The organism is Bacillus sp. CCNWLW194, assembly GCF_037120585.1.
GTDB classification, from domain to species: Bacteria; Bacillota; Bacilli; order Bacillales; family Bacillaceae_G; genus Bacillus_A; species Bacillus_A basilensis.
Genome location: NZ_JBBBBL010000008.1, coordinates 210,118 through 236,029, shown reverse-complemented (window position 1 = coordinate 236,029; position 25,912 = coordinate 210,118). Strand labels below are relative to the sequence as shown.

At 34.0% G+C, this 25,912-nt stretch carries 34 protein-coding genes and 4 pseudogenes; 25 read left to right on the top strand and 13 right to left on the bottom strand.

What is annotated here, in order from left to right:
* The first annotated feature begins 33 nt into the window (after nucleotides 1-33).
* The 12 genes and pseudogenes from V7S50_RS19660 (at nucleotide 34) to V7S50_RS19605 (ending at nucleotide 4,862) form a co-directional block, all read left to right on the top strand.
* Nucleotides 34-591 (top strand): GNAT family N-acetyltransferase, encoded by a 558-nt coding sequence (locus V7S50_RS19660; RefSeq protein WP_242251681.1) that lies wholly within the window; start codon nucleotides 34-36, stop codon nucleotides 589-591.
* Nucleotides 585-683, top strand: a pseudogene (locus V7S50_RS19655) (2'-5' RNA ligase family protein); the annotation flags it as partial. The gene V7S50_RS19660 and the pseudogene V7S50_RS19655, both read left to right, overlap by 7 nt.
* Nucleotides 680-1,165 (top strand): GNAT family N-acetyltransferase, encoded by a 486-nt coding sequence (locus V7S50_RS19650; protein ID WP_242251683.1) that lies wholly within the window; start codon nucleotides 680-682, stop codon nucleotides 1,163-1,165. The pseudogene V7S50_RS19655 and the gene V7S50_RS19650, both read left to right, overlap by 4 nt.
* Nucleotides 1,166-1,177: 12 nt before the next feature.
* Nucleotides 1,178-1,549: a cupin gene (locus V7S50_RS19645; RefSeq protein WP_242251685.1), complete on the top strand. Its 372-nt coding sequence runs from the start codon at nucleotides 1,178-1,180 to the stop codon at nucleotides 1,547-1,549.
* A complete protein-coding gene (locus V7S50_RS19640; protein ID WP_242251687.1) occupies nucleotides 1,546-1,974 on the top strand; it encodes a GNAT family N-acetyltransferase in 429 nt (142 codons plus the stop codon). Before V7S50_RS19645 ends, V7S50_RS19640 begins: the two co-directional genes overlap by 4 nt.
* 31 nt (nucleotides 1,975-2,005) lie before the next feature.
* Complete coding sequence (locus V7S50_RS19635; protein ID WP_242251689.1) at nucleotides 2,006-2,887, top strand: phosphotransferase family protein; 882 nt, start codon at nucleotides 2,006-2,008, stop codon at nucleotides 2,885-2,887.
* A 306-nt stretch (nucleotides 2,888-3,193) separates the two neighbouring features.
* Nucleotides 3,194-3,385, top strand: coding sequence for a hypothetical protein (locus tag V7S50_RS19630; RefSeq protein ID WP_242251691.1), 192 nt, complete (start codon nucleotides 3,194-3,196; stop codon nucleotides 3,383-3,385).
* A 126-nt stretch (nucleotides 3,386-3,511) separates the two neighbouring features.
* Nucleotides 3,512-3,714, top strand: a pseudogene (locus tag V7S50_RS19625) (hypothetical protein).
* Between the two features lie 2 nt (nucleotides 3,715-3,716).
* Entirely contained in the window at nucleotides 3,717-3,947 is a 231-nt protein-coding gene (locus V7S50_RS19620) for a DUF4176 domain-containing protein (RefSeq protein ID WP_242251926.1), read from the top strand.
* Between the two features lie 50 nt (nucleotides 3,948-3,997).
* Nucleotides 3,998-4,186, top strand: coding sequence for a hypothetical protein (locus V7S50_RS19615; RefSeq protein WP_252209208.1), 189 nt, complete (start codon nucleotides 3,998-4,000; stop codon nucleotides 4,184-4,186).
* A gap of 137 nt (nucleotides 4,187-4,323) precedes the next feature.
* Entirely contained in the window at nucleotides 4,324-4,515 is a 192-nt protein-coding gene (locus tag V7S50_RS19610) for a hypothetical protein (RefSeq protein WP_242251695.1), read from the top strand.
* A 101-nt stretch (nucleotides 4,516-4,616) separates the two neighbouring features.
* Nucleotides 4,617-4,862 (top strand): hypothetical protein, encoded by a 246-nt coding sequence (locus V7S50_RS19605; protein ID WP_242251698.1) that lies wholly within the window; start codon nucleotides 4,617-4,619, stop codon nucleotides 4,860-4,862.
* A 41-nt stretch (nucleotides 4,863-4,903) separates the two neighbouring features.
* Here V7S50_RS19605 and V7S50_RS19600 read toward each other — a convergent pair.
* Nucleotides 4,904-5,277 (bottom strand): annotated as a pseudogene (locus V7S50_RS19600) (GNAT family N-acetyltransferase); the annotation flags it as partial.
* Between the two features lie 207 nt (nucleotides 5,278-5,484).
* Here V7S50_RS19600 and ytfJ point away from each other — a divergent pair.
* The 4 genes from ytfJ (at nucleotide 5,485) to V7S50_RS19580 (ending at nucleotide 7,501) form a co-directional block, all read left to right on the top strand.
* The gene (gene ytfJ, locus V7S50_RS19595; RefSeq protein ID WP_000349987.1) at nucleotides 5,485-5,910 is read left to right on the top strand and encodes a GerW family sporulation protein; all 426 of its coding nucleotides are present in this window, start codon (nucleotides 5,485-5,487) and stop codon (nucleotides 5,908-5,910) included.
* A gap of 160 nt (nucleotides 5,911-6,070) precedes the next feature.
* On the top strand, nucleotides 6,071-6,847 hold the full coding sequence (locus tag V7S50_RS19590; protein WP_242251700.1) for an oxalate:formate antiporter: 777 nt from the start codon (nucleotides 6,071-6,073) through the stop codon (nucleotides 6,845-6,847).
* Between the two features lie 51 nt (nucleotides 6,848-6,898).
* Nucleotides 6,899-7,219: a hypothetical protein gene (locus V7S50_RS19585; RefSeq protein WP_060630607.1), complete on the top strand. Its 321-nt coding sequence runs from the start codon at nucleotides 6,899-6,901 to the stop codon at nucleotides 7,217-7,219.
* 69 nt (nucleotides 7,220-7,288) lie between these two features.
* The gene (locus tag V7S50_RS19580) at nucleotides 7,289-7,501 is read left to right on the top strand and encodes a hypothetical protein (RefSeq protein ID WP_000711202.1); all 213 of its coding nucleotides are present in this window, start codon (nucleotides 7,289-7,291) and stop codon (nucleotides 7,499-7,501) included.
* 29 nt (nucleotides 7,502-7,530) lie between these two features.
* Here the strand turns inward: V7S50_RS19580 and V7S50_RS19575 are convergent, their stop codons facing one another.
* Nucleotides 7,531-7,869 carry a hypothetical protein gene (locus V7S50_RS19575; RefSeq protein WP_001253198.1) on the bottom strand — a complete coding sequence of 113 codons (339 nt, stop codon included), beginning with the start codon at nucleotides 7,867-7,869 and terminating at the stop codon, nucleotides 7,531-7,533.
* 186 nt (nucleotides 7,870-8,055) lie between these two features.
* On the opposite strand from V7S50_RS19575, the gene V7S50_RS19570 reads away from it, so the two are divergent.
* The 6 genes from V7S50_RS19570 (at nucleotide 8,056) to V7S50_RS19545 (ending at nucleotide 13,783) form a co-directional block, all read left to right on the top strand.
* Entirely contained in the window at nucleotides 8,056-8,754 is a 699-nt protein-coding gene (locus V7S50_RS19570) for a class I SAM-dependent methyltransferase (protein WP_242251702.1), read from the top strand.
* A gap of 94 nt (nucleotides 8,755-8,848) precedes the next feature.
* Nucleotides 8,849-10,537, top strand: coding sequence for a formate--tetrahydrofolate ligase (locus V7S50_RS19565; RefSeq protein ID WP_277930067.1), 1,689 nt, complete (start codon nucleotides 8,849-8,851; stop codon nucleotides 10,535-10,537).
* A 90-nt stretch (nucleotides 10,538-10,627) separates the two neighbouring features.
* Nucleotides 10,628-11,155 (top strand): hypothetical protein, encoded by a 528-nt coding sequence (locus V7S50_RS19560; protein WP_242251705.1) that lies wholly within the window; start codon nucleotides 10,628-10,630, stop codon nucleotides 11,153-11,155.
* A gap of 19 nt (nucleotides 11,156-11,174) precedes the next feature.
* Entirely contained in the window at nucleotides 11,175-12,344 is a 1,170-nt protein-coding gene (locus V7S50_RS19555) for a DEAD/DEAH box helicase (protein WP_063222725.1), read from the top strand.
* A 189-nt stretch (nucleotides 12,345-12,533) separates the two neighbouring features.
* Entirely contained in the window at nucleotides 12,534-13,334 is an 801-nt protein-coding gene (locus V7S50_RS19550; RefSeq protein ID WP_242251707.1) for a sugar phosphate isomerase/epimerase family protein, read from the top strand.
* Between the two features lie 65 nt (nucleotides 13,335-13,399).
* The gene (locus tag V7S50_RS19545; protein ID WP_242251708.1) at nucleotides 13,400-13,783 is read left to right on the top strand and encodes a VOC family protein; all 384 of its coding nucleotides are present in this window, start codon (nucleotides 13,400-13,402) and stop codon (nucleotides 13,781-13,783) included.
* A gap of 44 nt (nucleotides 13,784-13,827) precedes the next feature.
* On the opposite strand, the gene V7S50_RS19540 is transcribed toward V7S50_RS19545, so the two are convergent.
* Together V7S50_RS19540 and V7S50_RS19535 are read right to left on the bottom strand one after the other, a co-directional pair.
* On the bottom strand, nucleotides 13,828-14,466 hold the full coding sequence (locus V7S50_RS19540; protein WP_242251709.1) for a hydrolase: 639 nt from the start codon (nucleotides 14,464-14,466) through the stop codon (nucleotides 13,828-13,830).
* 29 nt (nucleotides 14,467-14,495) lie between these two features.
* Entirely contained in the window at nucleotides 14,496-15,482 is a 987-nt protein-coding gene (locus V7S50_RS19535) for a quinone oxidoreductase family protein (RefSeq protein ID WP_242251710.1), read from the bottom strand.
* A 203-nt stretch (nucleotides 15,483-15,685) separates the two neighbouring features.
* On the opposite strand from V7S50_RS19535, the gene V7S50_RS19530 reads away from it, so the two are divergent.
* Nucleotides 15,686-16,264, top strand: a complete 579-nt coding sequence (locus V7S50_RS19530) for a sigma-70 family RNA polymerase sigma factor (protein WP_063222720.1) — start codon at nucleotides 15,686-15,688, stop codon at nucleotides 16,262-16,264.
* A complete protein-coding gene (locus tag V7S50_RS19525; protein WP_242251711.1) occupies nucleotides 16,261-16,941 on the top strand; it encodes a DUF3600 domain-containing protein in 681 nt (226 codons plus the stop codon). Before V7S50_RS19530 ends, V7S50_RS19525 begins: the two co-directional genes overlap by 4 nt.
* Nucleotides 16,942-16,995: 54 nt before the next feature.
* Here the strand turns inward: V7S50_RS19525 and V7S50_RS19520 are convergent.
* The 4 genes and pseudogenes from V7S50_RS19520 to V7S50_RS19505 all read right to left on the bottom strand — a co-directional run bounded on the left by V7S50_RS19520 (nucleotide 16,996) and on the right by V7S50_RS19505 (nucleotide 19,192).
* A pseudogene (locus tag V7S50_RS19520) lies at nucleotides 16,996-17,240 on the bottom strand (hypothetical protein).
* A 153-nt stretch (nucleotides 17,241-17,393) separates the two neighbouring features.
* The gene (locus V7S50_RS19515) at nucleotides 17,394-17,828 is read right to left on the bottom strand and encodes a hypothetical protein (protein WP_242251712.1); all 435 of its coding nucleotides are present in this window, start codon (nucleotides 17,826-17,828) and stop codon (nucleotides 17,394-17,396) included.
* An 85-nt stretch (nucleotides 17,829-17,913) separates the two neighbouring features.
* Nucleotides 17,914-18,885, bottom strand: coding sequence for an MBL fold metallo-hydrolase (locus tag V7S50_RS19510; protein WP_242251713.1), 972 nt, complete (start codon nucleotides 18,883-18,885; stop codon nucleotides 17,914-17,916).
* 97 nt (nucleotides 18,886-18,982) lie between these two features.
* Nucleotides 18,983-19,192 (bottom strand): DUF3925 family protein, encoded by a 210-nt coding sequence (locus V7S50_RS19505; RefSeq protein ID WP_063222715.1) that lies wholly within the window; start codon nucleotides 19,190-19,192, stop codon nucleotides 18,983-18,985.
* A gap of 224 nt (nucleotides 19,193-19,416) precedes the next feature.
* Between V7S50_RS19505 and bsaA the strand changes: the two genes are divergently transcribed.
* A complete protein-coding gene (gene bsaA / locus V7S50_RS19500) occupies nucleotides 19,417-19,899 on the top strand; it encodes a glutathione peroxidase (RefSeq protein WP_242251714.1) in 483 nt (160 codons plus the stop codon).
* 84 nt (nucleotides 19,900-19,983) lie between these two features.
* On the opposite strand, the gene V7S50_RS19495 is transcribed toward bsaA, so the two are convergent.
* The 5 genes from V7S50_RS19495 to V7S50_RS19475 form a co-directional block, all read right to left on the bottom strand.
* On the bottom strand, nucleotides 19,984-22,212 hold the full coding sequence (locus V7S50_RS19495) for a transglutaminase TgpA family protein (protein WP_242251716.1): 2,229 nt from the start codon (nucleotides 22,210-22,212) through the stop codon (nucleotides 19,984-19,986).
* The gene (locus V7S50_RS19490; RefSeq protein WP_242251718.1) at nucleotides 22,209-23,423 is read right to left on the bottom strand and encodes a DUF58 domain-containing protein; all 1,215 of its coding nucleotides are present in this window, start codon (nucleotides 23,421-23,423) and stop codon (nucleotides 22,209-22,211) included. The genes V7S50_RS19495 and V7S50_RS19490 overlap by 4 nt, the downstream gene beginning before the upstream one ends.
* Nucleotides 23,423-24,385, bottom strand: a complete 963-nt coding sequence (locus V7S50_RS19485; protein WP_098555923.1) for an AAA family ATPase — start codon at nucleotides 24,383-24,385, stop codon at nucleotides 23,423-23,425. Before V7S50_RS19485 ends, V7S50_RS19490 begins: the two co-directional genes overlap by 1 nt.
* A gap of 413 nt (nucleotides 24,386-24,798) precedes the next feature.
* On the bottom strand, nucleotides 24,799-25,125 hold the full coding sequence (locus V7S50_RS19480) for a hypothetical protein (protein WP_242251720.1): 327 nt from the start codon (nucleotides 25,123-25,125) through the stop codon (nucleotides 24,799-24,801).
* A 116-nt stretch (nucleotides 25,126-25,241) separates the two neighbouring features.
* Nucleotides 25,242-25,742 carry a hypothetical protein gene (locus V7S50_RS19475; protein WP_063222710.1) on the bottom strand — a complete coding sequence of 167 codons (501 nt, stop codon included), beginning with the start codon at nucleotides 25,740-25,742 and terminating at the stop codon, nucleotides 25,242-25,244.
* Between the last annotated feature and the right edge of the window lie 170 nt (nucleotides 25,743-25,912).

Below are 25,912 nucleotides of genomic sequence, written 5' to 3'. Positions count from 1 at the left end.
TATATGAAATAAAGAGGATTGTAGGAGGGAATTATGCAAAACGTAATATTAAAAGGGGATAAAGTTACAATTCGTACAATTGAAGAATCGGATATAAAACCATTATGGAATCTCGTATTTAAAGAAGAAAATCCAGAATGGAAAAAATGGGACGCACCTTATTTTCCATTTTCGATGCAAGAATATCTGTCTTATAAAGAGAAGATGCAAACCCGTTTAAAAGAAGAACCTCTATCCAATTTAATTATAGAAAATAACGGTCAAGTTATAGGGACGGTCGGATTTTATTGGGAGTATAAACCGACGCGTTGGTTGGAGATGGGAATTGTCATTTATAATCCGGCTTACTGGAATGGTGGTTATGGTACAGAAGCGTTAACGTTATATCGGGATTTACTATTTGAAAAGATGGAAATTGGCAGGGTAGGACTCACGACTTGGTCTGGCAATGAACGAATGATGAAAGTAGCTGAGAAAATAGGAATGACTTTAGAAGGTAGAATGCGCAAATGCCGTTATTATAACGGAACGTACTATGACTCTATTCGAATGGGAATGATTCGTGAAGAATGGGAAGCGCTTAGAAATTAAAATTAATTAAGGTGAATTATGAAAATGATTCTGTCATTTTTTCTAGTATATTAGCAGAATATAATTTAAAGAGAATGGAGACAACGAGATGACATATGTAATTAGAGAAATGAAGCAAGAAGATATTCATGCTGTACAATTAGTAGCGAAAATAGCTTGGCATGATACATACGAAGGCATTATTCCGAGAGAGATTCAAGACAGTTTTTTAGACGAGGCATATTCTGACGAAAAAATGAAATATCGTCTTGAAAATACACATTTATTCGTTGCGGAAGAAGAGGGCGAAGTAATTGGCTTTGCGAATTTCTCACCCGTTAGACTACAAAACGAAGCGGAATTAGGAGCAATTTATTTGTTGCCAGATCAGCAAGGGAAAGGGATAGGAAGTGCTTTATTACAAAAAGGGCTAACGGTATTAAAAGGAATTCGGAAACTATACATTCATGTAGAAGCAGCGAATGAAAAAGGAAAACGGTTTTATGAAGCGAAAGGTTTTGCACAATTAGAGGAATTTGAAGAAGATTTTGAAGGACATATGATGCAGACAGTAAGGATGGTTTTATACGTATAAGGAGGACTGGTAATGAAAATTTTTGATTGTAGTGAAGAAGTGGGAAAGCAAATCACAGCATTTCAATCTAATTTCATAATGTCGAAAATATTAGACCATAAAGGAAATATACATATCGGTGCTATGCATTTACGAGAGAATGGAATAATTGGATATCATGAAGCAGTTGTATCGCAACTGCTTCTTATTGTGGACGGAACAGGATATGTATGCGGGGCAAATAAAGAAAAAGTGAAGGTGGATGCGGGACAAGCTGTGTATTGGGAGAAGGGGGAGCCTCATGAGACAAGTACAGAGCATGGATTAATGGCAATTGTTATGGAAGCGGAGGATCTTGAACGAGCGATATTAATGCCTATTAAAGAGGAGAGTTGTGAAAAATGATAGAAAAGGCAAATCGAGAAGAAACGGACGAAATAATACAATATGCAGCTCAATCGCTTTTTGAAGGTACGAGGGGAAATTGTCGGTTAAATACAGAGAAAGCGATTGAAATTACAAGGCCGATTGTAGAAAAAGGAGCGTATTATTTAGTCGTTAAAGAAGTAAACAGTGTAATGGGGTGGATATTAATAGGGGAAAATACGGACTATTTTTCTCATGAAAAACTAGGGTTTATTTACGAATTATATGTTTTTCCAGAGTACCGTGGGAAAGGGTTATCAAGAAAATTAATGGAGGCTGGTATTAAGGAATTACAAAAGAATTATTCAGAAATTCGTTTGAATGTATTTGCTGGGAATTTTGCAAAAGAGATGTACGAACATTTTGGTTTTGTTGAAAGACAGGTAATTATGACTTTGAAGTGAGAATAATAGTTTAAACGGGAGAAGCGAAAGCATGAGAAAAGAAAATGAGTATGTTGCGTATTTACAAAGGTTGTATCCTGAATTACAAATAAATTCTGTCTATATAAATGAAATAGGTCAAAATAATGATGTGTTAATTGTAAATGATAATATAGTATTTCGGTTTCCGAAATATGAAAAAGGTATTCAGAAACTTCGAATAGAAACACAGTTACTAGAGAAAATAAGACCCTTCATTACGCTTCAAATTCCCAATCAAAGTTATCAAGGGTTTCAAAATGAAGTACCAGGGAAAGTATTTGCAGGTTATGAGATGATTGAAGGAGACCCGTTTTGGAAAAATGTTTTTACGGAAATAAATGATGAAAAGCAATTACAGAAACTTGCGTGCACATTGGCGATATTTTTAAAAGAGTTGCATGAAATTCCGTTATCTACATTCGAAGGTATTATGCAATGTGATAGTACTAATATGTATTCAGAAATAAATAGTTTATATAGCCAATTAAAAGAACATGTTTATCCATTCATGAGAAAGGTAGCGAGAAAAGAGGTCTCAACATCGTTTGAGTTATATTTAAATGAAAGTAGTCATTTTAACTTTACTCCTAGTCTTGTTCATGGGGACTTTGGCATGACAAACATTTTATATAGTGCAACAAAAAAGAATATTTCAGGGGTCATAGATTTTGGAGGAGCGAGCATTGGAGATCCAGCTTATGATTTTGCTGGCATATTAGCTAGTTATGGAGAAGAATTTTTACAACTATTTGAAGCCTATTATCCTAATTTAGAAGCAGTAAAGGAGCGAATGTATTTTTATAAGAGTACATTTGCGCTTCAAGAAGCATTATTTGGCGTACTAAATAATGATAAGAAAGCTTTTGAAGCTGGAATAGCACAATATGTATAAAAGCCGATTTTAAATCGGCTTTTAATTATCGATACATCGTCTATTTTTATATTTTCTATGTTATTGCCATATAGCCTACCTAAAAATATTGCTCTTATTATTTTTGTTTTAATTTTAGGGGCCATTTCCTTGGAAGCGAATAAAGTAGTAGGACGAATATATAACAAATTTAAACAATAATAAAGTTTGAAAAAGGATAGAGATAATCCAATATTAATTAGGGAAAGAAACGGGATTATACGTTAGAGATGGTTATGGGATAGGTGGTACCATCAAGTTTGAGGATTAAGAGAGGAGCATATTAATATGCAATCATTTAAGGCTGGAAAATATATTACATATGTCGCAATTGCTATATTACTTGTAGTTGCTATTATGTCTCCTTATGAATTACCTAAAAAGATTGGCTTTATTATAGGTGTTCTTATTTTAGGAGCATGTGCACTTGGGACTAATAAATTTTATGAACGAACGCATAGTAAATTTAAACATAAATAAGGCAAATACAATAGGGGGAAATCATCATGATAATAATATCTATTAAGAGCAATTTCGAAAGGGATAACCCATAAAGGTTTCGGAGGAGGTTTTTTCTTGAAACCTGAAAAAAAGGAGTAAGCACACATGTTTAAACAAGGACGTATTTTGATGTATATTTTTACCGTGGTGTTATTTTTTCTTCATTCTTTTTTCCACAGCCAATGGGAAAAAGGTTTTTAACAGCTATTGCAGCATTAATTATTGGTGGAATAGGTATTGGAATTTCCTATCTATTAGAAATTTTGAGTAACAAGTCGAAGAATATATCTAAAAAGAATAGAGAATGACGATGAAGCTTTTCCCGATTGGTTCAGTTGTAAAGCTAAAAGAATTAAACCAACCTGTTATGGTTATTGGAAGAATGATCATTTCAGCAGATAAACGTGATTTTGATTATGTAGGTGTTCCTTATCCAGTGGGCTATTTAGGTGATGAAAAAGTATTATGTTTTAATCATGATAAGATTGTAGAGGAAATGCATAGAGGATATATGACTGAGAGTGAATTAGTGGAATTGTAAAGTGGTTGGAAAATACATATAGATTTTAAAAATACGAAAGGGGAAACAAAATGGGAAAGATAATGAGAACCCTTGTAATCATAGGTATACTTATCCCTCCGGTACTACTGTGGAGTGCACCTGATGTTCCTTTAAATGATAAACTGCTGTTTACAGGGTTACAACTAACTGTAGGATTCACCACAGTGGTAGTGTTAGAGATTATGTTTAAAAATCGAAAAAAGAATAGGGAAAAATAGAGATAGATTGTATGGAATCACAGCTGAAAATATGTAACATGTATGACTAATAGTTTTAATTGGGAGGTGGCATACTGGTTGCCTCTTTTAACGTTATAGTTTTAGTTTTATCTGAAAAAGAAAAAAGGAGCAACGATATGCTTAAACAAGGCAGATTTATGATTATTATTGGCACAATGGTACTTGTTATTGCAGGGTGGTTTTTCCCATTTAATTTATGGCAGAAACTATTTTTCAGTATTGGTATGATTGGTATTGGGATGTTGGCATATGGAAGTTCAGTATTATTTAATCGTTTAGCTAAAAAAATTACAAATAGAGGTGAATAAACACCTAGGAATTTTTTATTGATTGGGAAATGTTAATAATAAATTTTCCATAAGAGTTGGAGAGAGTCTTACTATAATTAGTAAGTAGGGAATAGTCTCTTATGGTTATGGTGGAGGTTTTTCTTTTAAATTTGAGAAAGAAGAGTGATTATAAAATGCGAAAGTTTTCGAAAATAATAATATGTATTGGTGCGTTAATAATGATTATGCTAGGTATGATTGTATATGATACATGGAAGGATAGAATTTATTTTTCTTTAGCAGTACTGTTTGTCACTGCACTTTCTTTATTGTGGAATATAGTTGTTCAAAATCTCATGGAAAAAATCAATGAAAAAAGAGAATAAATAACTATGAAACCGTTCCAATTGGAACAGTTATTAAAAATGATGTTACTCCGCAATTGCATAATTCGCTCTACAACATCTAGTGTGGCAAGTTTAATTGTTTCTTGGCCAGGCGTACTAGGTAAGTTGTCGGCATCTAGACATTTATAAAATACATTTCATTTTTAGCACCGAGCTGTATATTTGAAACAGTTTTAAATCGTTCAACAATAGTTGACTTTCCAGAGAGTTTTATCAGCTTATATGCGGAAAGAAGTGCCTCATAATGAGAGGTAACAAATTCTTCTTTACTATATGGTATAAATGAATCATGGAAGCCGAGTAAAATTGATTTTAATGTTCCATTCTCTTTAAATACTCCCCACAGATCTTGAAAGTCTGTTTCATAACCGAAAGACTCTATATCTCCAATAATAAATCAGTTATGGGCTGCTTCTTCTTTTAGGTAAGTAAATACTTGTTCATGATCTTTCTTAATTTTCGTATCATCATAAATTGGACTATTTTTTATTTTTTTCTGAATTTTACAACTTAAGTTTTTTGAAAGCAATATAAAATTTTATGTTTAGTTCACAAACTTTCGGAAAAACTAGGAAAGATATGACAAAGGAGGTTATGAACGGTGGATCATCCAATTCAAGGGTTAATGAAAGCAGCAATGGAAAATTTAAAAGAAATGGTCGATGTAAATACGATTGTTGGAGAGCCTGTTCAAACGGCTGACGGTGGTGTAGTGTTAACGGTTTCTAAAGTAGCGTTCGGTTTTGGAGCAGGAGGTTCTGATTTCCAAACGAATGATGGGCAAAGAGCAAACGGTAACCCTGCATTTGGTGGCGGTAGTGCGGGTGGTGTTTCTATTACACCAGTAGCATTTCTTGTGGTGAATAAAGATGGAGTAAATATTCTTCATTTACAAAATGCGACACATTTAGCAGAAAAAATGATTGAATTAGCTCCACAAACAATTGATAAAATTCAATCGATGTTCCAAAAAGATGAAAAGAAAGAGGGAAATCATCATCCTCAAAACCCAGATGAAATCCTTTAAAAACGCCTGCTCACGAGCAGGTGTTTTTTCTTGTAATCACTATGTAATAAAACACATGAAATTGTAAATAGTTTTTGAAGTTTTTTCTATGTTTCTAAAATTTTTCATGTTAAAATATGCTATAGAATTGAAACATATAAAACGAAGGTGGCTAGGTGCTTTGTCTGGAGGATCTGACCAAGTAAAGAATATGATATATATTAATGGTAATCGTCGAGGTCATTGTTTTATTACATCAGGAATTACGTTTAAAGAGTTTGCAAGTAACATCCCTTCACCGCTCCATCAAGTGTTGCTTTTGAAGCATAACTTTGAATGGACAGATTTTCATTATCATACTTTATTTGAATATGTTGAGGAAGAAAATATACATAAGTTAATTCAAGCAGAGATTGATGAATTTGATGAATTTTGTTGGGTAGATTTTGATGATGCAAGCGATTTAGATGAATTAGAGCCAAAAGAAATTGCAGAGCTTTTATATTTGGCTCACAAAAAAGAACCACTTGCAAGAACATTCTTTCCGTTATTGAAAAATAGATTTGTTTATTTTTCACATGATGATGGATGGTACAACAAAGTGTATTATCGTAGAATCGCTGACTTTGTAGGGATGTTAAGTAAAGTCATTCCTTATAAACTCGGTGCTTTCGGTAAGAAACGTTTTACTTTCTTCCAAAAATCAAAAATTTTCCCAGCGATTTCAAAAGAAGTGATTATGGGACTTATTCCACTAATGGAAGAGGGTCTTTATATTGATCTAGCAGGGAAAATTGAGTCAAGAAGGGGTCTTGAAATTCCGGTATATGTAGTGGGTTCGTATGAAAGTACGGATGAAGTGCTAGATAATATCGATGAATTAAAAGAAGAAGCAACAGAGACAGGGTGGCTCATTTTTGATAAGAAAGAGCAAGAGTGGCAATGGGTTGTGGACTAAGAAAACTTGGTGCATGTAGTCAAGTTTTCTTGTCTTTTGAAAGGAGTATAAATGAAGAAGTATTATACAATTGTGGGGATTATAAGTATTATTCTTGTGGCGATTTTACTTATAACTTGTCCGAAAGAATCAGATTTTAAATTGTATCTAGAAGATAAGTATGCATTGAAATGTGACGAGAGTAGTTTTGAATGCACACAAAATGTAGATGGTAAAAAAGAAAAACTAAAATTTGAAAGTACAGATGCACGAAATGGTGTATTCTTTATGACTGTAAAGCAAACATTTAAGACAGAAGCTGGTGTTACGAAAGAATATAGCGGAGTAGGAATGTTTGGTACATTTCTTTTTGTTTCAGAGAAGACTTTCTAGTAATAGAAGGTCTTTTTCTTATGCTTATGTTCATATAGATGAAGTAAGACAAGCATAGGAGGGGTAATGATGAAGAAGGAATGTATTGTTTGCGGTGGTGAGGAGTTTTTCTCTTCTACATTATATGCACGTACAAAACAAGATTGGGCGTATGCACCAAATATGTATCGATTTGAAAAGGTGTTTATTGAGCATAGGGATGAAGAAAATTATCCAGTGTTTCAAGAAATTACAGCGAAACATTGTTGTGGATGCGGTCATATTATGTTGTATCACGAATGAACACACCAAGTATAACTTGGTGTGTTTTTTTAAAACGCTGACAAAGCAAGCGGATAAAATAAAGTGAATAAAACAGAAAAACTACCAAAACCAATTGCTGTATATCCAAGTGTTCTTGCTCCGAAATTGACAGCTAATAAGCCGACTAAAATCGCAAGAGAGCCGAGTGTAACTGGATAAAATGCAATTGAGAAAAGCGAAAGAAATAAAGCGACATAGCCTATCATTGCACCGGTATTTGTACCTTCTATTTCATTTGCAATTTCTTTACGCTTATGTCTAATTGGAATGCCAGCTGGTGATATTTCAGCTGCATACTCTTCGTTTTTTTCACCACTTTTAAAATGATGATTTCTCTTTCTTCGCATGTACATCCCTCTCTTTCAATTGGGTGTACCTATAGTATCTTTCATAAAGAGAAGAACATGAGTATGAGTTAAACCCAAGTAAAGCAAAAATTGGAGAATAAAGATTCCATTGTTCGCATGTACATCTCCTAATGAAGATAAACAGGAATTTTGGAAAATGATGTAGAATGAAATGAGTGATAAAACGTGAAGGTAGGGGAATGTATGACGAAATTTAATTGGCATGAATCAGCAGAGAAAAAATGGGATAGTAGTGCAGAATTTTGGAATCAAAATAGTCAGGAGATGTGGGACAACGGGAGTAGGAGTACAATTATTCCATTTTTTGAACAGTACGTGAAGAAAGAAGCTCAAGTACTCGATGTTGGTTGTGGTGATGGATACGGTACATATAAATTAAGTCGCGCGGACTATAAAGCAGTTGGAGTAGATTTATCAGAAGTGATGATTCAAAAAGGGAAGGAGCGCGGAGAAGGAACGGATTTATCTTTTATAAAAGGAGATCTCTCTTCCTTACCATTTGAAAATGAACAATTTGAAGCAATTATGGCAATTAATTCTTTAGAATGGACAGAGGAGCCATTACGAGCATTAAATGAGATAAAGCGTGTTTTAAAAAGAGATGGATATGCATGTATTGCAATTTTAGGACCGACCGCGAAACCACGAGAGAACAGTTATCCTCGTTTATACGGCAAAGACATTGTTTGTAATACGATGATGCCTTGGGAATTTGAACAGTTAGCGAAAGAACAAGGTTTTGAAGTTGTAGATGGCATCGGTGTATATAAGCGCGGAGTAAATGAGAAGATGTTAGGTCAACTACCTACAGAGTTACAACAATCGTTAACATTCTTATGGGTATTTATGTTAAAAAGCGTATAAAGAAATGAAAGAATTTTTAGGAGGTAAATAAGTGCAGAAAATACAAAAAACTGATACAATATCATCAGAACCAATTAAAGGGGGACTAGGGTATATGACAACTACTACAACAGTTAAATCCGATATTGAAATCGCACAAGAAGCGAGTATGAAGAAGATTCAAGAAATTGCAGCTGATTTAAATATTTTAGAAGATGAATTAGAGCCATACGGGCATTATAAAGGTAAGTTATCTCTTGATATTTTTAAGCGCTTACAAGATGAAAAAGACGGTAAAGTTGTTTTAGTAACAGCGATTAACCCAACTCCAGCTGGAGAAGGTAAATCAACAGTAACAGTTGGTTTAGGTCAAGCTTTTAACAAAATTGGTAAGAAAACAGTAATTGCACTTCGCGAACCATCTCTTGGACCAACGATGGGATTAAAAGGCGGAGCAGCAGGTGGTGGTTTTTCACAGGTTGTACCAATGGAAGACATTAACCTTCACTTTACTGGAGATATCCATGCGATCACAACTGCCAATAACGCGTTAGCGGCGTTTATTGATAATCATATCCAACAAGGAAACACACTGGGGATTGATACACGTAAAATCGTTTGGAAACGCTGTGTTGACTTAAATGATCGTGCCCTTCGTAATGTAGTAATTGGTCTTGGTGGACCGGTTCAAGGTGTACCACGTGAAGATGGTTTTGATATTACAGTAGCATCTGAAATTATGGCCGTATTCTGTCTTGCAACAGATATTCAAGATTTAAAAGCGCGTCTATCTCGCATCGTAGTTGCTTATAACTTTGCAAATCAACCTGTAACGGTAAAAGATTTAGGTGTAGAAGGTGCGTTAACATTATTATTAAAAGATGCATTAAAACCAAACTTAGTACAAACGTTAGAAAATACACCAGCTATTATTCACGGCGGACCATTTGCGAATATCGCTCACGGTTGTAACAGTGTTATCGCTACAACAATGGCATCAAAATTAGGTGATTATGTTATTACAGAAGCTGGATTCGGTGCTGATTTAGGCGCTGAGAAGTTTTTAGATATTAAAGCTCGTGCAGCTGGTATTAAACCAGAAGCAGTTGTTATTGTTGCTACTATTCGTGCGCTTAAAATGCATGGCGGCGTAGCAAAAGATCAATTAAAAGAAGAAAATGTAGACGCATTAGCAAAAGGTATGGAAAACTTACAGAAGCATGTTGAAACAATTCAAAGCTTCGGTGTGCCTTTCGTAATTGCAATTAATAAATTCATTACAGATACAGATGCAGAAGTTGCATACTTACAAGAGTGGTGTAATGAGCGTGGCTATGCGGTATCCTTAACAGAGGTTTGGGAGAAAGGTGGCCAAGGCGGAGTTGACCTTGCTGAAAAAGTGTTAAAAGAAATCGAAAAAGGTGAGAACAACTACGCACCACTTTATGAATTAGAATTACCATTAGAAGAAAAAATTCGTACGATTGCTCAAAAAGTTTACGGTGCAAAAGATATTGAATTTGCTCCGAAAGCACGTAAGCAATTAGCTCAATATGAAGGAGAAGGCTGGAGTAACCTACCAATTTGTATGGCGAAAACACAATATTCTCTTTCTGATGATGCAACGAAATTAGGACGTCCATCTGACTTTATTGTTACAATTCGTGAGCTGAAACCATCTATTGGTGCAGGATTTATCGTTGCGTTAACAGGAACAATGTTAACAATGCCAGGCCTTCCAAAACAGCCAGCAGCACTACAAATGGATGTAAATGAAGATGGAAAAGCAGTAGGTTTATTCTAAAAGGTTGTAATTCATCTCGTTTATCTGTAAACTATATATACATCAAGTGGCGCCTTTCCATCGAAAGGCGCCTGTTTTTTGGAGGAAATTATGTTTGATCCAACTGCTTTTGATAATTTAAAAGTAATCGTAGAAGGTGCTGTTTATGATTTTGATTTACATGGAGATATTCTTGTAACAAATCGAAAAGATATGATGGATCTTGCTTCATTAAGTCGTATATATCATATTTCATTTCAGTTAACCGAACCATTCGAACCGTTAGTAGAAGCAACATTTTCACTATCTGTAGATGCAAAGAACTTGTCTGGTGAAATATTAGAAGTACCACAATTTACACCAGGATGTGAAATGAAGTTAGCATTTTCATTCCCGATTGAAAAACCAGAAGTAGTGTGTAGTGAAATTGAAACTTTCATGCATTCTATATGGGGAAAAGAAAGAATGATTACGCAAAAACTTTCATACGAATATAATAAGCAAGCGATTTCATATCATAATAAGGTAGAGGTTCTATTTCAAAAAGCGATTACAGAAGACCATGTTGATGATTTAATAGCTGTTATTTCACACATGATAGAAACGGTGCGAACAATACAACATTTTCTTCAAAAATAGAGATAAAGGAGAAAAACAAATGATAAAAGATATGCAACCATTTTTACAACAAGCTTGGGAGAAGGCTGGTTTTAAAGAATTAACTGAAATTCAAAAACAAGCGATTCCAACTATTTTAGAAGGACAAGACGTTATAGCTGAATCTCCAACTGGAACAGGAAAAACATTAGCGTACTTATTACCCCTTTTACATAAAATTAATCCTGAAATAAAACAACCACAAGTTGTTGTTTTAGCGCCAACACGTGAGCTTGTAATGCAAATTCACGAAGAGGTTCAAAAGTTTACAGCAGGAACTGAAATTTCAGGTGCATCTTTAATTGGTGGTGCAGATATTAAGCGCCAAGTTGAAAAATTAAAGAAACACCCGAGAGTAATTGTCGGTTCACCAGGCCGTATTTTAGAATTAATTCGTATGAAAAAGCTAAAAATGCATGAAGTGAAAACAATTGTATTTGATGAGTTTGATCAAATTGTAAAACAAAAAATGATGGGTGCTGTGCAAGATGTAATTAAATCAACGATGCGCGATCGTCAATTAGTATTCTTCTCGGCGACAATGACAAAAGCTGCAGAAGACGCAGCACGTGATTTAGCAGTTGAACCACAATTAACACGTGTAACACGTGCAGAGTCAAAAAGCTTAGTTGAGCACACATATATCATTTGTGAGCGACGCGAAAAGAATGATTATGTAAGAAGAATTATGCATATGGGTGATGTAAAAGCAGTTGCTTTCTTAAACGACCCATTCCGTTTAGATGAAATTACGCAGAAATTGAAATTCCGTAAAATGAAAGCAGCAGCTCTTCATGCAGAGGCAAGTAAGCAAGAACGTGAAGCAACGATGCGTGCATTCCGCGGCGGGAAATTAGAAATTCTACTTGCTACTGATATTGCAGCACGCGGTATCGATATCGATGATTTAACACATGTAATTCATTTAGAGTTACCAGACACTGTAGACCAATATATTCACCGCTCAGGACGTACTGGACGTATGGGGAAAGAAGGAACAGTCGTTTCTCTTGTAACACAACAAGAAGAGCGTAAATTACTTCAATTTGCAAAAAAACTAGGTATCGTGTTTACGAAGCAAGAAATGTTTAACGGATCATTTGTAGAAACGAAACCGAAAGCACCAAAGAAAAAGAAACCAGCATTTACTGGGAAGAAAAAGCCTAGATAAAGAATTGGGGAAGGCGTAACTATTTGTAGTTACGTCTTTTTTATTTGCAATTGAATAATACAAGGAGGTTTATTAATGGTTATTAAAATGTATCTATCATCATTTTTTAAATCAACATATGTACAAGGAAGTAATATAAAAAAAGTCGAATATTAAATTGATGCGAAATAATAAAAAGAAGGTACATATATGGATAGGAAATTAGGAATGTTTTTGAATACGAAATATATTGAAGTAAACGAAGGAATACAAAAAGCAAGGGAATGGGATTTAGAATATATTCAATTATATGCTATGAATAAAAACTTCAACTTAGCTAATATTTCAATGGTAGAATGGACTGCTTTAAAGAAAAGCTTATCTTTTAATGGAATAAAGATTCCATCATTAGCAATTCGTTTTGGAGAAAATGGAATTATAGGAACAGAAGCTGGCAGTGCAATAGATCAGATTAAATATATTACTGACAGAGGCTTGGAGCTGGGAGCAAAGATAATAACAGCTCATATTGGGAAAGTTCCAGATGATGAAAAAAGTGAGTACTATGATAAAATGGTACGGGTTTGTTATGAGATAGGGGAATTAGCATTCAAATTTGGGGGAGTCTTTGCTATTGAGACGGGATCTGAAAAAACAATAGTATTAAAACAATTTTTAGAAACTGCAAACTCGAAAGGACTAGCTGTTAACTTTGACCCAGCAAATTTAATAAGTGATGTAAATGAAAATCCGGAAGAAAGTTTAATACTATTAAAAGATTATATAGTACAAACTCATATTAAAGATTGTAAAGAAGTGAAAAGCGATCGTTCAAGTAAGTATATAGAAGTAGCAGTAGGAAATGGTGAAGTGGATTTCGATATATTCTTCAAAGTATTAGATGAAATTGGATTCGACGGATATAACATGATTGAAAGAAATGATTATTTTGACGAACTGGATGGGATGAGTCAGTCGATAAATTTTGCAAAGAAGTACATACCAACTTAAAAGGAATAACGAAAGCAGCTGTAGAAAGCTACATAGAATGTAAAATAACAATAGGAGGAATACAAATGATCCATAAAGTTGGACAAATTATGCTGTATGTAAATAATCAAGATGAGGCAGTAAATTTTTGGACTGAAAAGGTAGGGTTTCATGTAGTTGCAGAGGAAGATAACAAACAAGGAATGAGATGGATTGAAATTGCTCCAACTAAAGATGCAGAAACGAGTATCATACTACATAATAAAGAAGTGATTTCGAAAATGAGCCCAGAATTGAATCTTGGTACACCGTCTTTAATGTTTTTCACAGAAAGTCTTGATCAATTATATATAGATTTAACAAATAAAAATGTTACTGTTGGCGAAATGGTAACTATGCCCTCTGGTAAAGTATTTAATTTTGCTGATAGTGAAGGGAATTATTTCGCGGTTATGGAAAAGAATCAATAATAATATTGCTTTGTGAAAATCCCCCTCAAACATATTGAGGGGGATTACATGTTTGAGGGGGATTTTTCATTAGAGAGTTGATTAATAAAAAATACGCCTTTTTCAATAGCTGTCTCAATATAACCAGCAATTTGATTAAACGTAAACACCTGTAATTCTTCATGCAGATGTTGCTCGGGATACAACATATCTTCAAAAAGATACTTTCGAAAAGCTAAAACGTTTTCTTTAGAAACCTCTTCAATATCTACAATGTGAGCTTCTTGATTAAAAAGAGAGAAAAGATGTTGTTCTTTATCGTAATGATGAAGTAACTTTGCATTTAACAATTTAAAATCGTTATAGTACATAGGTGCGATTGTTTCGTCGGTCTCTATCCTATTTTTTAGCCAAGGTAGAAAAAAGCCGCTTAGCCAATTATCATCGGCAATGAGATGGGTGTAATAACCTAAGAGAAAAGGGGAATCCATATGAATTTTATATTTTTGAAAAAAAGAATTGAAATCTATCCTTCTCGTATAGTTTTTCGTCGTACCAGTGTAAAAGTGTGAAGTTCCTTTTTCTTCTGCTGAATGAACCGCATCAGGGGCTACCCCTCCAAGTATGAAAGATGTTTTATCTTGAATACATAGTTTTTCGGCAATACCATTAGCGATAATAACATGCATAATTCGTGATCCCATGAATGACACCTCGGTTTCAAGTATTCATTTCAGGAAGAGGACTGAACAGTTAGTATTACTTTCCCTGTACTTTTTCTACTTTCGACCCATTCATGTGCTTTCCCTGCATCTTGGAGTGGAAAAGATTTTGTAGCCTTGATTTGCAAACGTCCGTCACGCAAATAACGGAATACTTCATTTGCAGTTTCTTGGAGTAGTTCAGGACGTTTTTTTCGTGTAGTTCCAAAGCTAAAACCGAGTATAGAGCGGCAACTTGCGTGTAAATCTTTCGTTTGGAAATTGCCAATTTCACCACTAGCATTACCGAAATGAACGAGGCGACCGTAATAAGCAAGACATTTTAAACTTCTTTCCGAAACAGTTCCAGAAATAGAGTCTAAAATGATATTTACGCCTTCTCCATTTGTCAGCTCATTGACTTTCTCTACAAAATCTTCATCTTGATGATAAATAACATAATCAGCTCCAGCATCTAAAGCAATTTCTTTTTTTGCTTCACTTCCGACAGTACCTATAACTGTTCCAGCCCCTAATAGTTTTGCAAGTTGAATAGCTGTAGTACCAATTCCGCCAGCAACCGCATGAATGAGTACAGATTCACCTTGTTGAAGCCTTGCTACATTTGCGAGTAAATTATAGCTTGTGAAAGATACGATAGGGCATGATGCTGCAGTTTGAAAATCGACTTCATCAGGTAAAGCAAAAGTAAGGTTTTCGTTTGCGACAACGTATTCTGCGTAAGAGCCATTTTGAGGAAATGCAATGACACGCTGTCCAGGATAAATCTTTTTCACATGAGAACCGACACGTTCTACAATACCAGCGGCATCTATCCCTGGAATAAAGGGAAATGCTTTATTTCCTTTTTTGCCATATCGTGATTTAACATCGGCGAAATTAACACTCGTAGCAACAACACGAATTAAAACTTGATTTTCTGAAATAACCGGCATATCCACATCTGTATATTGCATCACTTCAGGACTACCGAACGACGTTACAACGATAGCTTTCATCATGTATCCTCCTAAATTTAACTATATAAATCATTTTAAAGCGTCATTAGAAATTGGAAAATTATATAATAGTTATGCAAGGTTATAAGTGAAGCTTATGAACTTATTGAATCATTATATTAATTTATATAAAAAATTTTAAAAATCGAACGAATTATGAATTACTTGCCAATATAAAGTGTAAGACAAAGGAGGGATGGTATATGAAGGGTGAAACAACGTATACAGATTTAATCCAATTAACTTTATCAGGAAATAAAGAAGCGTATAGTGAGTTGTATGATGTGACGATTCAAGAAGTTTATAAAACAGCACATTTTTTGATTGAAGATAAAACGGATGTAGATGATGTCGTTCAAGAAATATACATACAGCTATATGAATCGCTTCGTAAGTATGATAGCGAGAAGCCATTTCGTCCTTGGCTAATTGGACTTGCGATTAAACAAATTCACTCTTATAGAAGAAAGAGGTGGATGCGACTACGAATTGTAAAAAAAGCAGAAGAGCAAAGAAAACCAGTACAAATTGATTTTTCTAATGATCTTATAAGTAAAATATCAAACCAAAAACTAATCGAACTTATTCATAAATTACCGTATAAATTGAAACAAGTTATTATTTTAAGATACTTACACGATTACTCTCAAGAAGAAGTAGCACAAATATTACATATTCCAATAGGTACTGTGAAATCTAGAATTCACGCAGCATTAAAAAAACTACGTCAAAAAGAGCAAATAGAGGAAATCTTTTTAGGAGAGGTAGGGAATGTGAAATGAGTTTAGATTGTAGAGTTCGAGAATCTATACAAGAAGAAGCCAAGAGGATTGTTGCCCCGCCGGAGTTGAAAGAAAAAGTAATCGTTCAAATAAAAATGAATCGTGGTGGAAGTAAGAGGAAGAAACCCCTTATCGCAGGAGTACTTGCAGCAGCTCTTTTAATCCCGACGACTGGTTTTGCGTATCAATCTATTATGGCGGATGGTATATACGGATCTTTTGAGAATTTAAAAAAACATGCCGGAGCGATGACATTAGAAGCGTATATGCGTTTTAGTGCAAAATTATCAGAAGCGAAAGATGAAATGGGAGCGAAAGAATATGAAGAGTTTACAAAAGAATTAAAAAAATTAACAAATGCAAAGCTGGAGTACGGAGATTCGAACGGTAATATTGATTATGATCAATTATCATCAGAAAAAAGAGAAGAAATGAAAAAGGTAAGTATGGGCCTTCAACCATACTTTGATAAATTAAATGGTCATAAATCTAGTAAAGAAATATTAACACAAGAAGAGTTTGATTGCTATATGGAAGCTTTAATGACACATGAAATAGTACGAGTGAAGACAAAATCAACTGGTGGAATGAAAATAGAAGAAGTACCTGAGGCGTATAAAGAAAGATTTATTAAAGCGGAGCAGTTTATGGAGTATGTAGATGAAAAAGTGAGATAAGTAAAAAAGCTCATAGCTATAGCTGTGAGCTTTCTGTATTGAAACGGAAACATATTAACCACCTATTCCTTTTGCTAGCAACAGGAAATATGCAACTACTAGTATTATTCCATTTAATAATGTACCAACTATTCCGAATAACCATTTTTTGATGCTATCGCAAAAATAATGCCGAGTAATGAGAGGATACCTAGTATCGAAATAACTAAAGTTAAATTTGCATTAGGCCCTCTTAGAATAAAGAAAGAACATATGCTTGCGAGAAACATTAGACACGAGAATCCAAAAAATCTATACATAATAATTCTCCCTTGATTGAAATGTCTTTTGACTTAGTGCAAGATTTACTTTAGTTTAACATAAATTTCCTTTTATCGTGTATAGTGACTTTTACAAGTAATATTGCATTTATAAATAAACCGCTGAAACCAATGAGATTTAAGTATTGGTCATCAATTATATTTTTTAATAGTTGCATTGTCCGTTTGTATAAAACAATCTAATAGTGAGTAACCAGCTATTAAACTAATAATCGTAACAAAGGTTGTATTTATAAGAATAATATTAGCTAAGTAAGGTAGGTATTGGCCAACTGGTGAAAAGAGTAGAGCTGGAGAAAAGGAAATGAATAGCGTAGGCAACGTAATAGCGATAAACTTATCCGGTTGAAAGTTCCAGATTTTTTTACTCGTTTCGCGATTAATGGATTGAAGGAATCTTAATAAAATGCCAACGATAAGAGGGAAGAGTGTAAAGTAGAATAATCTTGGATATACGTTAAAGTTCACCTGCGCATCTGTATCTAAATAAAATTGAATTTTCACTCCGACAAATAATAATAAGACGATAAATAATGTGAAGCAGAGGTATAGCATCACTTTTTGCATTATATTCCACCATCCTTTACTAAAAATATATTCAAAGAAAAAAGAGATATACAATAACGACTGTTGTATATCTCTTTTTTTACTGCTAATTAATAGTAGAATTTGTTTTTTCTAGCTTAGTGAAATAATCAATAATGCCCATCGCGCTAATTTCTATATCTAGATGTAAAATGTTATAAACGGAATGATCTGATGGGACGTTTAATTTTGTAAGATGAGAAGAGATTTTATCCATCAATAATGTTTGTAATGCTTTAGTAGCCTCATCGAAATCATTATATTTTTCAAAGACCTCTTTACCAGTATGAACGAAAATAGGTAACCAATGTTCTAGTTGGTTATATACTTCTGTAACATTGGACGATGCGCCGTAATGGCCGAAATAAATAGTATCTACATTCATACTTTGAATATGATTTTTAGAAGCAATCATCGCATCTGGTTGGAATTGTGAAGGGGACGTTGATGGTAGATACAGTTCTACACCAAGGTCTGCAAGTTCTCTATAATAAATTCCAATTGTATCGCCAGTAAAAATGCCGTTTGTTAATGAATCGTGAATGCTAATATGGTGCTTCGCATGTCCCGGTGTATCATAAAATGTAAGGATGCGGTCTTCTGCAATTTTTAACGTATCACCATGTTGTACAATATGAACACGTTCTTCTTCAATTGGAAGAATTGGGTCAAAAAGTTTATCGAAATCTTCTTTGTACACAGCTTTTGCACCTAAAATAAGTTTTGTTGGATCAATCATATGACGAGCCCCGCGCGAATGTACATATAAAGTAGCGTTTGGACACTTTTCCATCATTAGCCCAGCTGCGCCGGCGTGATCTAAATGAACATGTGTAACGATAATGTTTTTAACATCATTTAAATCAATATGTAATTGTTGTAAGCCGTCTAAAATATAGGGAAGAGAAGGGGCTGCACAAGTTTCAATTAAAGTAATATCGTCACCTAATAAAACGTACGTACCTGTTCGTTCATTATGTTGTAAATCAAAATCATCAATAAGATATAGGCGAGAAGATAATTGCTCTACTTTTTTCATCTTTACCACTCCTTCTATACGATATATAACTATTATACGCTAAAAATACAAAAAGGCAGAAAACGAAAGCTTCGTCTTCTGCCTTTTTGTAATGTTGTTAATTCGTTTGTTCTTTATTGATAGACATAACGAACAGTCCAACAATGCCGCCAACTAATGGAAGCATAATCTCTCCTGCTAAATTAAAGTAGGAGCTTAAGAATAAACCATTTACATCGATTACCCAGCCAATAACATACAATAACATCATATATAGTACGAAATAAAACTCGCGATTTGAAATCGTTTCATGTTGTGCAGTTTTCATAATGAACACCATCCTTTTCTATAATAATAGAATATAAACTGTCACATTTTGTTTACATTTCAATTGTAAAACTTTCCATTATAAAAGTCTAGTAGTTTGTGTCGAATTTTTGAACGGAAATAAAGCGCTTTCATTTTAGCGTGTAAGTACGTAATAAGAGCTGTATATTTACGAATGTAGTATAGTATAAACATAGAATGATGGTGTAGAGAGGGGTAGGAGCAATGACAGTTTATGATTTTTCTGCTAATACGATAACAGGAGAAGATAAATCGTTAAAAGATTACGAGGGAAAAGCGCTTCTTATTGTAAATGTGGCTAGTAAATGCGGGTTTACACCGCAATATAAAGGATTACAAGAAGTATATGATAAATATAAAGACCGAGGATTAGAAATACTCGGTTTCCCTTGTAACCAATTCGGAGGACAAGAACCAGGAACAGAAGCAGACATTACAAGCTTTTGTGAATTAAACTACGGTGTAAACTTCCCTATGTTTGCAAAGATTGATGTAAAAGGTGATAAGGCTCATCCTCTGTATACATACATGACAGAACAAGCACCAGGTTTACTCGGTATGAAATCAGTAAAATGGAACTTTACAAAATTTCTAATTGGAAAAGACGGAAAAGTAGTAGGACGTTTTGCACCGCAAACGAAGCCTGTGGATTTAGAGGTTGAGATTGAGAAGGTACTTGGAGAATAACTAGGATTTTCACTTTATTTAAAAAACGCCTCAAAGAACAATGTAGTTCTTTGAGGCGTTTTCTTTAAACTCACATTATAAAGATTAAATCACTGTATTGAATTCAGTTGATTTAGGCGGAGAAGCTGCTTTTGTCATAAGCACTTCCCATAAGTGTACGGATTTCTTCCATTCGGATGCGGCCTGTCCTTTTTGATACATAGCATTCTCATAACTGAAAGTAAGTTGTTGCATATCAGTCGAGTTGTAAAGTGTATCGATATGGAGAGCATATTCTCGGAATGTTTGACTTTTTCCTCGTCGTATACCAATTCTTGCAAATTGTTTTAAAAGTGCATCGTAAGCTTTTGTATAAACAGCATCGTCTTTTCGATATTTATAGAAAAGAATAATAAAAAATGTAATCCACTTCATTCTAGTGGTGAAGAGAATGTATCCTATAATACTAATCGGTACCGTAGAGATGAATACGTACCACCAAGAAAATCCATTTTTAGAATTTGGAATCTTTTTAGTAGAAGATTCTTCTGTATCTTCTATTAAACTTTTGAGCTTTGCTTCATTGTTTCGTTGTTGTATTGGTTCGTTATTAGAATTATATGCTTCGTTATTTTGTAAAGTAGGAGCAGGAGTATTATTTGTAAAATTATAGGGATTGGTAAATCCTTTTGTTGGTTCGAATGGAATCCATCCGTATCCTGGGAAATATACTTCGACCCAAGAGTGTGCGTTATCGTTCGCGATTTTATAAACATCTTCACCTTCTGCACCAACAAGTGTATTATCCAGAGTTCCTTCTGTATAACCTTTTACCCAGCGAGCAGGAATCCCGGCAGAACGAAGTAACACAATCATAGATGTCGAAAAATTATTACAGTAGCCGCTTTTTGTATCGAAAAGGAATTGATCAACATAATCTTGGTTTTTGGCAGGGAATGAGACATTCGTTGTTTCATATACAAAAGAATGGTCGGTGAAATAGTTTTCAATAGCTAATACTTTATCATATCGATTGACTTTATCATTTGTTAGATTAACAGCTAAGTCCCTTACTCGCTCTGGTAATGATTCGGGAAGTTGGGTGTACTTTGTCATAAAATAAGGACTTGTTTCATGACCTTCATTTGTTTTTACAGCTTTCAAGTTTTCTATGGAAAACTCCGGGATTTCATATGTTACTTTATATGAATTCAAAGTAGTAGAAGAGTCTCCGTCCATCGTATAGATTTTTTCTGAAAATGGGTCAACATTGTATGATACATCAGAAGAAGCTTCAACTGATACTAATCCTGCTGGATAGGTAAGGTGAGGGTAACTTTTTTGCATGGTGATTGTTGCCTTAGTTGTCTCCTTTTTTGTATTTTGTTCGTACCAGCTCACGACGTCGTTTTTATTTTTAAAAGAAACCTTCTTTTGATTTTCAGAAACTTCCCAGCCTTTTCCGGTATAAAAATCTTTCGTTTCTACTCTCCAATATTGTTTGTTTTGCGCTTGTGCTGTGAAAACAATTGTAGGATCCGCCTTAAAAGGACCACCTAATTTTGAGTCATCTAAACCATATCCAATTTTAGAAAATTCTTGCTTTTTACTTGCTTCAGATGTGTTGAATTTTAAAAAATCTATTGGGTTTGGCCATTGAGGGCCAAATTTTGGAGCAAAGTATGCGATGGTTGCTGACAATACAATAAATATTGTAAGAGGTCTAAGTAATTTTGAGATTTCTCTAGCATAATTTTGTAAGTGTTCACTCTCTTTTATTCGTTCTATGTGAAGAAGACTAAGCATAAAAAAGCCGCTGACAAGAGTACGAATAATGGCGTAGTTTGCATTGTATAAATGTAAGTTATGAAAAATTATGATATAAATAATAGTCAATATAAGAAATAACAATCCACGCTTTTTATGAATTATCCAAAAAGAGATGAAAGCACTCAAAAACCAAAATGATAGAAAAAATAAAACTGTTGGAAAAACAGGAGAAATATCTAGCAAATTCCCTTGGAAAAACAGGGAGGAATTTCGAGAAATATCAGTGAAAAAATTCGTTAGCCAAGATGGATTTATAAAAGAATTTTTATAATACAGGAAATGAGTGATGAATAACATCGTAACGATTTTTATTGGAATCTGCCCTCTTGCTTGAAAAAAAGAGAGAGTGAAGCAAATTCCTATAAATATTACAAAAATATCTAATCTACCTACGTTTGTAATACCTATAAGGGGTCTTAGCCATTCTAGTAAAAGTAGAAATGCACATACATGCATGAAGAATCTACTCATATCCCATTTGTATTTTGTTTGTAATGTTGTCATTTGCTCACCTCAAAAACCACATTTGTATATCGGTTTTCATAAACCACATTTACAAATATTTTTCGTTTTTGTAGAGTTTCTAAAATACTTAGTTCTCGATGTGAGAGTTGATTCGGTTTTTCTTTCACGACAAAAACTAGTAATTTTCTATTTTGTATAGCGGCATAGTCAGCCGTTTTTTGAATATCAGGAGAAAGATCGCTTGTCACAAGTAGTATCGTTACGGGCTCATAAACTTTTTTTAATTCCATCTCTACACTCTGAGAGAGCGGGAATACACTGTCTGCTTGTACTTTCGCTAAATGACAAAAGATTTGTTGCAACTGGCTATCTCCATTGTCTAAAGGAAAAAAAGTACGTTCTTTTCCGACAGAAAAGAATGACGCTGGTGAATTTTGCTTCAAGACAGCCCTCACAATAGAGGCAGTAAACGTTACGACTGATTCGAATAGAGGAGACTCGGTTCTGTCCATAAATATCATAATATTATGGCTGCGCTGTTGCTCAAATTCTTTCGTCATAATGTTGTTCGTTCGTGCAGTTGCTTTCCAATCAATCCACGAAAAGCGGTCACCAGGTTTATATTCTCTGACACCGACAGAGACTGTAGAGTTTTTTGCTAAATTGAGATTTGCAGAAAACGCTCCTTGTTCGAAATGATTTTCCAATTGTCGATATGTTATATCTACATACTGCGGATAGACTAAATATGTATCTGGAACTGACAAAGTTACTTCTTTCTCCATCATGCCGAATAAATCACCAGTTTTGATACGTACGCTTGAAAAAGTGTGTTCTCCTCTAGGGATTTTGTCAATAACATATTGAAAAGAAATATTTCGTTTTAATCCCGGAAAAAGTATTGCCTTATTCAACTTTGTTTGTCTACAACTTGTAAAGTGTGGTGGCAGTTCATCTTCTATAACTAAATAAAGTAAAGGGAAAGGAAATTTTCTTTTTATTGTAATGGTGCTTACAAATGGTTCTCCAGCTACATAATCGTTTTGATTTGTTATTCTTTTTACTTCAGCGCCCCGTAAAGCGTAGAAGGGAAGTAATAGTAAATAAAGGCCGATAGGAATCATACTGTAAAACAGAAACCAACTTACAAATCCACCTTGAAGCATAGCGTATATAAATGTTAAGACTAGGCATAAAGGGATTAGTAATAACTTCGTAACGTGATATAGTGCTCGTAGCATGCGTTTCATCAAAGGTTCATCGTCCTTTGAGTCGGCACGGCAGTTCGTGCAACGATTTTTGAAATAACTTGTTCTCCTGTAATTCCTTCAAATTTTGCTTCCATTTTTAGAATAAGTCTGTGAGCTAACACGTAAGGAGCTAAAAATTTAACATCGTCTGGAATAACATAATTTCTGCCATGGATGAATGCATAAGCCTGTGAAGCTTTCATTAAAGCAATTGAGCCACGTGGACTTGCGCCTAGTTGTATAGAACTATAAGAACGAGTCTGACTAACAAGCTTTACAATGTAATGCTTGATTGCTTTGTCCATACTTACTTCCCGTACGCTTTGTTGTAAATAAAGTAATTCTTCTATTGTAGTAATGGCCTGTAATTGAGAGAGTGGATTTGTTTTTTCCATCCGGTTTAAAATTTCAAATTCTTCTTCTGGTGTAGGATATCCCATTTTTAGTTTCAATAAGAATCGATCGAGCTGAGCTTCTGGTAGAGAGTATGTTCCTTCATATTCGACCGGATTTTGTGTAGCCATTACAAAGAACGGCTTTGGTAACGCTCTAGTAATACCATCGATTGTGATATTGCCTTCTTCCATACATTCAAGTAAAGCAGATTGTGTCTTAGGAGATGTACGATTAATTTCATCAGCAAGTACAAAGTTCCCCATAATTGGTCCAGGCTTAAATTCAAATTGGAGCTCTTTTGGATTATAAATAGAAACACCTGTGACATCTGACGGCAGTAAATCAGGTGTGAATTGAATTCGCTTGTAATCAGCATCAATGGATTTAGAAAGAGTACGTGCTAGCATTGTTTTCCCGACACCGGGAACATCTTCTAATAGTACATGACCTTCAGCTAAGAGAGCTGTCAAAGCTAAGATCGTTTCTTTTCGTTTTCCGACCATTAACTTTTCAATATTGTTAATTATTTTTTCTATAATGGGATGTAATGAATCAAGCTGTGGCATAGAAATCCTCCTAATTGTATTATCGTTTTTTAATTTATTTAGTGGAAAATAGAACGTGTCCCTCTATTTGCGAGTAGTAAACTTTTACCTTTAATTCTGAGAATATTCAGATTATTTATTTCGATTACATCTAGTATAATTGTTTCCGTAACTAAGGGCAATATGGTAAATAATGATTTGTATTTTTATGTAAAATATGTATTGATATAAACTAGTATTGTCAGTAAAACATAGAAGAGGGGAAGGAAAGATTGACCTTAATGGGGAAAATAAATTGCGTAGGAAACCCTACGCGTAAAGTTTGGAACATATATTAATACGCCTTGTGATTAAAATGTATATGAATAAAAAATACAGTCGACTTCATGTGGAGGCTAGCCACTTAAATTATTAGAATACTTTATTTTTCTCTTTTATAATACTTTTCGTTTATCTAACCAAATATGAATTAATTCTACTAATTCCATTGTTTCAATCTCACAATATTCTCCTTTACCGTCTTCGGCTAAATTGTCTAACACAGTAGTTGTATCGTTCCGAATTTCTAAACCGCAAATGTTGCCATTTACTACTACATAATTTTTTTCTCCGTTCAAAACACTATGTATTTCTTCTAAAATCCAATCTCCAAAAGCTGAAACTTCAATTCCTAAAAAAGTTTCAACAAGTTTAATTTCTTGAGGAAGTCTCATAACGAAATCTCTACTGTTAAGTACTTCAAAACTATATGGATATTTCATGACTATTTTACTCCTTTATTTCTGGCTTGAGTGACTCTATTTACTTCGCCATTAATCTCATAAGCTCTATTAAGGTAATAAGTTCTTATACTATCATCACTCTTTTCCTACTTAAATTATAGTAAAAGTAGATTGTTATTAAACTTATCTATCCAATATTTCTCTGCTGTAGGAATGAATTTAGTGAAATCTTCATATGTACCAATCCAATCTTTTGGTACATAGTTTTCGTATGATGCCGGTTCTGGAAACATTGAATATAGTATTTTATTATCAAAGTTAATTAATAAGACGGGACTAAAATCTAATAGATCTTCTCCTGCATGTTTACTTTTAATATTTTCAAGTAATAAATAAGTTAATTCCTCTTTAGTTACATTATATTTATTGATTCTTAGTAAAAATACTTCTACATTTTCATTATTTAATACTTGTATTCCATTTCTTTCTCCCGGTTCCTCATTATCTTCAATACTTACACCTAAATTTTTATATGCATTACCTAATTTAATATAATCTAAAAACCATAGTTCTTTATCTGTTACATACCATTTAAACTCATTTTTATATATAACGGCTACTATAATGTTTTCTGCATAAAGCGGTTCTAATAGCATAATATCCTCCTTTTATTATTATCTTAAAATCCCGTTATTTTTGGTGTATTCTTCTATTCATTCAATCCAAGTTGCTAACAATTCATATAGATTTCCTGGCGTTTTTTGTTCAACTATTTTCAGGATAGTTGCCCTTGGTATGGTGAATTTAAAGTATTGTATTTTCATTT

What these genes read in the sequence shown, in the direction of transcription:
- V7S50_RS19660 (WP_242251681.1), top strand. Translation starts at nt 34, where the DNA reads ATGCAAAACGTAATATTAAAAGGGGATAAAGTTACAATTCGTACAATT.
- V7S50_RS19650 (WP_242251683.1), top strand. Translation starts at nt 680, where the DNA reads ATGACATATGTAATTAGAGAAATGAAGCAAGAAGATATTCATGCTGTA.
- V7S50_RS19645 (WP_242251685.1), top strand. Translation starts at nt 1,178, where the DNA reads ATGAAAATTTTTGATTGTAGTGAAGAAGTGGGAAAGCAAATCACAGCA.
- V7S50_RS19640 (WP_242251687.1), top strand. Translation starts at nt 1,546, where the DNA reads ATGATAGAAAAGGCAAATCGAGAAGAAACGGACGAAATAATACAATAT.
- V7S50_RS19635 (WP_242251689.1), top strand. Translation starts at nt 2,006, where the DNA reads ATGAGAAAAGAAAATGAGTATGTTGCGTATTTACAAAGGTTGTATCCT.
- V7S50_RS19630 (WP_242251691.1), top strand. Translation starts at nt 3,194, where the DNA reads ATGCAATCATTTAAGGCTGGAAAATATATTACATATGTCGCAATTGCT.
- V7S50_RS19620 (WP_242251926.1), top strand. Translation starts at nt 3,717, where the DNA reads ATGAAGCTTTTCCCGATTGGTTCAGTTGTAAAGCTAAAAGAATTAAAC.
- V7S50_RS19615 (WP_252209208.1), top strand. Translation starts at nt 3,998, where the DNA reads ATGGGAAAGATAATGAGAACCCTTGTAATCATAGGTATACTTATCCCT.
- V7S50_RS19610 (WP_242251695.1), top strand. Translation starts at nt 4,324, where the DNA reads ATGCTTAAACAAGGCAGATTTATGATTATTATTGGCACAATGGTACTT.
- V7S50_RS19605 (WP_242251698.1), top strand. Translation starts at nt 4,617, where the DNA reads ATGGTTATGGTGGAGGTTTTTCTTTTAAATTTGAGAAAGAAGAGTGAT.
- V7S50_RS19585 (WP_060630607.1), top strand. Translation starts at nt 6,899, where the DNA reads ATGAAGAAGTATTATACAATTGTGGGGATTATAAGTATTATTCTTGTG.
- V7S50_RS19580 (WP_000711202.1), top strand. Translation starts at nt 7,289, where the DNA reads ATGAAGAAGGAATGTATTGTTTGCGGTGGTGAGGAGTTTTTCTCTTCT.
- V7S50_RS19575 (WP_001253198.1), bottom strand. Translation starts at nt 7,869, where the DNA reads ATGCGAAGAAAGAGAAATCATCATTTTAAAAGTGGTGAAAAAAACGAA.
- V7S50_RS19565 (WP_277930067.1), top strand. Translation starts at nt 8,849, where the DNA reads ATGACAACTACTACAACAGTTAAATCCGATATTGAAATCGCACAAGAA.
- V7S50_RS19560 (WP_242251705.1), top strand. Translation starts at nt 10,628, where the DNA reads ATGTTTGATCCAACTGCTTTTGATAATTTAAAAGTAATCGTAGAAGGT.
- V7S50_RS19555 (WP_063222725.1), top strand. Translation starts at nt 11,175, where the DNA reads ATGATAAAAGATATGCAACCATTTTTACAACAAGCTTGGGAGAAGGCT.
- V7S50_RS19550 (WP_242251707.1), top strand. Translation starts at nt 12,534, where the DNA reads ATGGATAGGAAATTAGGAATGTTTTTGAATACGAAATATATTGAAGTA.
- V7S50_RS19545 (WP_242251708.1), top strand. Translation starts at nt 13,400, where the DNA reads ATGATCCATAAAGTTGGACAAATTATGCTGTATGTAAATAATCAAGAT.
- V7S50_RS19540 (WP_242251709.1), bottom strand. Translation starts at nt 14,466, where the DNA reads ATGGGATCACGAATTATGCATGTTATTATCGCTAATGGTATTGCCGAA.
- V7S50_RS19535 (WP_242251710.1), bottom strand. Translation starts at nt 15,482, where the DNA reads ATGAAAGCTATCGTTGTAACGTCGTTCGGTAGTCCTGAAGTGATGCAA.
- V7S50_RS19530 (WP_063222720.1), top strand. Translation starts at nt 15,686, where the DNA reads ATGAAGGGTGAAACAACGTATACAGATTTAATCCAATTAACTTTATCA.
- V7S50_RS19525 (WP_242251711.1), top strand. Translation starts at nt 16,261, where the DNA reads ATGAGTTTAGATTGTAGAGTTCGAGAATCTATACAAGAAGAAGCCAAG.
- V7S50_RS19515 (WP_242251712.1), bottom strand. Translation starts at nt 17,828, where the DNA reads ATGCAAAAAGTGATGCTATACCTCTGCTTCACATTATTTATCGTCTTA.
- V7S50_RS19510 (WP_242251713.1), bottom strand. Translation starts at nt 18,885, where the DNA reads ATGAAAAAAGTAGAGCAATTATCTTCTCGCCTATATCTTATTGATGAT.
- V7S50_RS19505 (WP_063222715.1), bottom strand. Translation starts at nt 19,192, where the DNA reads ATGAAAACTGCACAACATGAAACGATTTCAAATCGCGAGTTTTATTTC.
- bsaA (WP_242251714.1), top strand. Translation starts at nt 19,417, where the DNA reads ATGACAGTTTATGATTTTTCTGCTAATACGATAACAGGAGAAGATAAA.
- V7S50_RS19495 (WP_242251716.1), bottom strand. Translation starts at nt 22,212, where the DNA reads ATGACAACATTACAAACAAAATACAAATGGGATATGAGTAGATTCTTC.
- V7S50_RS19490 (WP_242251718.1), bottom strand. Translation starts at nt 23,423, where the DNA reads ATGAAACGCATGCTACGAGCACTATATCACGTTACGAAGTTATTACTA.
- V7S50_RS19485 (WP_098555923.1), bottom strand. Translation starts at nt 24,385, where the DNA reads ATGCCACAGCTTGATTCATTACATCCCATTATAGAAAAAATAATTAAC.
- V7S50_RS19480 (WP_242251720.1), bottom strand. Translation starts at nt 25,125, where the DNA reads ATGAAATATCCATATAGTTTTGAAGTACTTAACAGTAGAGATTTCGTT.
- V7S50_RS19475 (WP_063222710.1), bottom strand. Translation starts at nt 25,742, where the DNA reads ATGCTATTAGAACCGCTTTATGCAGAAAACATTATAGTAGCCGTTATA.